Below are 4,042 nucleotides of genomic sequence, written 5' to 3'. Positions count from 1 at the left end.
ACACGCCGGTGCTCGCCGTCACCTGGCCGCCGCCGACATTCACCGCCTTGATGAGCTGGTTCGTGGTGCCGTCGTCGTTCAGGATGGAACCGGTGGCGCTGGCGGTGCCGATGGTGGTGCCGGCGCCGGGTGAGGAGAGCGTGACGCTGAAGGTCTCGGTCTGCTCCACCGTCGCATCGCCGGCGACGTTCACCGTGATCGTCTTGGAAGTCTCGCCGGCGGCAAAGCTCACGGTGCCGGTCGGCAGCACGCCGCCGGCGAAGTCGGCCGCATTGGCCGGTGCGCTGCCGCTGCCGGCCACGGCATAGCTTGCCGTCGAGCTGCCGCTCGTGTCGCCGCTCCGCGTCACCGTGAATGTGAACGCTGTGCTGCCGCTGTTGCCCTCGTTCTGGCTGGCGTTGGCCGCCGCGATCGACAGGGTTGCCGACGGCGGTGCGCTCACGGCAAAGATCGCGAAGGCGTTCAGCTTGGCGTTCTCCACGTTGCCCGCCGCCGAGCTGCCCGGACCGACCTGGATCGACAGCGAACCGTCGCTCACCGTCACCTGCTGGCTGATGGTGAAGGCCGCGTTGGCGCCAACCTGGGCGAAGATATCGATGTTCTGCAGCGCCGGCAGGGCCTGCCCTTCCAGCGCCATGTCGAACACACGCTGGCCGGCGCCGGTGATGCCGGAATAGATCTCGGCCAGCAGCAGGTCGACCCTGTAGGTCCCATTGGCAACCGGCACCTCGTAGGTGTAGCTGCCGCCCGGCGTCCAGCGCTCGTCCTGGTACAACGCATCGTCGGTCGTGCCAGAGATCGCCGACGTCGTGGCGAAGGTCTGGCTGGCAGCGGCGCCTGTCGTAGGACCGGGATCGGCCTGGAACACCATGCCGCCGCTCGCCGTCACCTGCCCGCCGCCAACGTTCACCGCCTTGATCAGCTGGTTGGTGCCGCCGCTGTCGTCGTTGAGGATCGAGCCGGTGGCGCTGGCGGTGCCGATGGTGGTACCGGCGCTGGGTGAGGAGAGCGTGACGACGAAGGTCTCGGTCGGCTCCGCGGTCCCATCGCCTGCGACATTCACGGTGATGGTCTTGCCGGTCTCGCCGGCGGCGAAGCTCACCGTACCGGTCGGCAGCACGCCGCCGGTGAAGTCGGCGGCATTGGCCGGCGCGCTGCCGCTGCCGGTCAGGGCATAGCTTGCCGTCGAGCTGCCGCTGGTGTCGCCCGTCCGCGTCACCGTGAAGCTGAATGCCGTGCTGCCGCTGTTGCCCTCGTTCTGGCTGGCGAGCGCCGCCGCGATCGACAGGGTCGCCGATGGCTGCGCGCCAACGGGATAGATCGCAAACGCGTTCAGCTTGGCGTTCTCCACGTTGCCCGCCGCCGAGCTGCCCGGACCGACCTGGATCGACAGCGAGCCGTCGCTCACCGTCACCTGCTGGCTGATGGTGAATGCCGCGTTGGCGCCGACCTTGCTGAAGACGTCGATGTTCTGAAGATCCGGCAGCGTCTGCCCTTCCAGCGCCATGTCGAACACACGCTGGCCCGGCCCGGTGATGCCTGAATAGATCTCGGCCAGCAGCAGATCGACCCTGTAGGTGCCGTTGGCGACCGGCACCTCGTAGGTGTAGCTGCCGCCCGGCGTCCAGCGCTCGTCCTGGTACAGTGCGTCGTCGATCGTGCCAGAGATCGCCGCCGTCGTGGCGAAGGTCTGGCTGGCGGCGGCGCCTGTCGTAGGACCAGGATCGGCCTGGAACACCACGCCGTTGCTCGCCGTCACCTGGCCGCCGCCGACATTCACCGCCTTGACCGGCTGACCGGCCGCAGCGGTCGACGTGATGGAGATGTCGTCGAAGGTCGCCTGGAAGGTGTCCTGGCTGCCTTCACCGGTGTTGCTCGACCACAGGCCGACGGCCAGACCGCTTGCCTTGCCTTGCACCATGTAGCTGCCGTCGATGGCGGACAGGATGGACGTGCCGGCGAGGCTGATCGCGGAGCCCGTCACCGTGATCGGGCCGCTGCTGCCGGCGTAGGTCACCGACGGTGTTGCCTGCGCAGTGGCCCGGTTGACGGCGAGATTGAACACCAGGCTGCTGTCCACCGGCGCGTTCAGCAGGCCCGCGGCATTGAGCGTCTGCGTGGCGACGACGACATTGTTGCTCTCGAGCTCGAACTGCACGTTGCCGCTACCGGTCGGCCCGGCCACCACCTTGAGAAAGTTGGCCTGATCGCCGGTGCCGATGAAGCCGCCGATCTGCCGCGTGGTCGGCGATGCGGCCAGCCCGGGGAAGGGATTCACGGCGGTCCATTGGATATCGAAGCTGGAGACGTCCTGGGTGAACGCCACGCCGGTCTGGAACACGAACTCCCCGGTGTTGAAGACGCCGCTCGCCGTTCCGGTCGAGACATTCTCGACGACCAGCAGGCCGCCGCCGGCAGCCGTGCCGATCTTGACGTTGGTCAGGTCGAGGCCACCTGCCTCGACGGGCGCCACGAAGTCGCGCGAACCGTTGGTCATGTGGCCGGTCAGGCCGAGAAAGAGGCCGGACGGCCCGGGTGCGCTGTCGGCCGCGCCGAACTGCAGGTTCCAGTCGAGGGTCGCGTTCTTCGTCAGCCAGGTGCCGAAGCCGTTGGCGGCATCGGCCTGGAACGGATCGATTGTGTTGGGCACGCCGTCGTCATCGATGTCGGGGTCGGCGACCACCCCTGTGCTCGAGGGCGTCAGCACCGTGACCTGGCCCGAGCCGATCTGGGCCACCCAGATGGAGCCGTCGGGGCCCTGGACGACGTCGAGCGGCGTGCCGCCGGGCGTGGCAAGCGTCGTGACGTCGAGGACCGTCGTGCCATCCGAAGACAGCTTGATCAATTTCAGCGTCCCATCGAACGACGCGGTGATCAGATCGCCCATGATCTCGCCATCGAAGGTCGACGCGGTGTACTCCATCAGCCCGTTGGTCGAGGCGCCGAACTGCGCCAGCGCCATCTGGCCGCCGGAATACTTGCCTTCCTGGTCGAGCCGCGTGGCCGAAGACGTGAACTTCGATGGATCGATGACGAAGCCCGGCGCGATCGCGAGGCCGTCGGGGACGGCGTCCGCCGCATTCGGAATGCTGGCGATGACCTGCGGCTGCAGACCGTCCGAGTAGGCGTAGATGCTGCCGGTCTGGTTGCTGCGCGTCGGATCGGGATGACCGAAGTAGCCGCCATCCGACAGCAGATAGAGAAAGTCGCCGCTTCCCGTGCCGCCGTTGTTGAACAGGTTCGTCGCCTCGCCGTTGGCGTCGGTGACCGGCACGCCGCCGAGATCGCTGTTGGGACCGTTGTCGATGGTGAAGAACTTGCCCGCCTCGGTCAGCACCAGGTCGTAGGCATTGCGCAGCCCGGTCGCATAGATGCGAAGCGGCGCATCGGCCGGCAGGACGGCCTGGTTAAGCCCGTCATTGCCGCCGAACGGACCGCCGACATCGAGACCGGCGCTGGTCTCGTTGCCCGATGCTCCGTTGTTGGCCACCGTCGGGTCGTCGAGCGTCGGCAGATCGTACTTGTAGACGCTGGTGACGCCGGGAGCGTAGGTGAAAATCTTGTCCGGCATCGCCGCGAGGGCCGCCAGATCGATCTCCAGCACCGCGCCCGTAAGGGCGTATTCCGGTGTGTTGGAAAAAAAGTGCGACGGCGCGCCGTTGTTGGTGTTGCCGCCCTGCGCGAGATAGAGCTTCGTCCCGTCGGCGCTCAGCACCATGCCGTTGGGCGAGTGGTTCTCCTCCGATCGCGGCAGGCCGCGGATCAGGTCGACCTTTTCCCACGCGGCGCCGTTCCAGGTGAGCTTGGACAGGATGCCCGAATTCGTGTCGAGGTCGGCATCGCTGAAGTTGGCGATCCGCGGATCGCTCGAGGTGACATAGAGGACCGGATTGCTGGTCGTGCCCGTGACCAGCAGACCGGTGACCTGCCGATCGGCAAGCGCGGCGTTCAACGAGCCGTCGTCGTTGTGGTTGGGAATGTTCTTGATGACGTCGATGGTTTCGACCTCGACCGCGGCCCACTGTCCCGCGGTGGGTTGGGT

The 4,042-nt window shown here is 67.1% G+C and carries 1 protein-coding gene; it reads right to left on the bottom strand.

Going from position 1 to position 4,042, the window contains the following annotated elements:
• Nucleotides 1-4,042: malectin domain-containing carbohydrate-binding protein (locus AB7O82_RS37635; protein ID WP_428621862.1), on the bottom strand; the 4,042-nt coding region annotated here is incomplete at both ends.

Origin of the sequence: Reyranella sp., assembly GCF_050185545.1 — a bacterium.
In the GTDB taxonomy this organism is placed as follows: domain Bacteria; phylum Pseudomonadota; class Alphaproteobacteria; order Reyranellales; family Reyranellaceae; genus Reyranella.
This window is presented reverse-complemented; position numbering and strand designations above follow the sequence as displayed.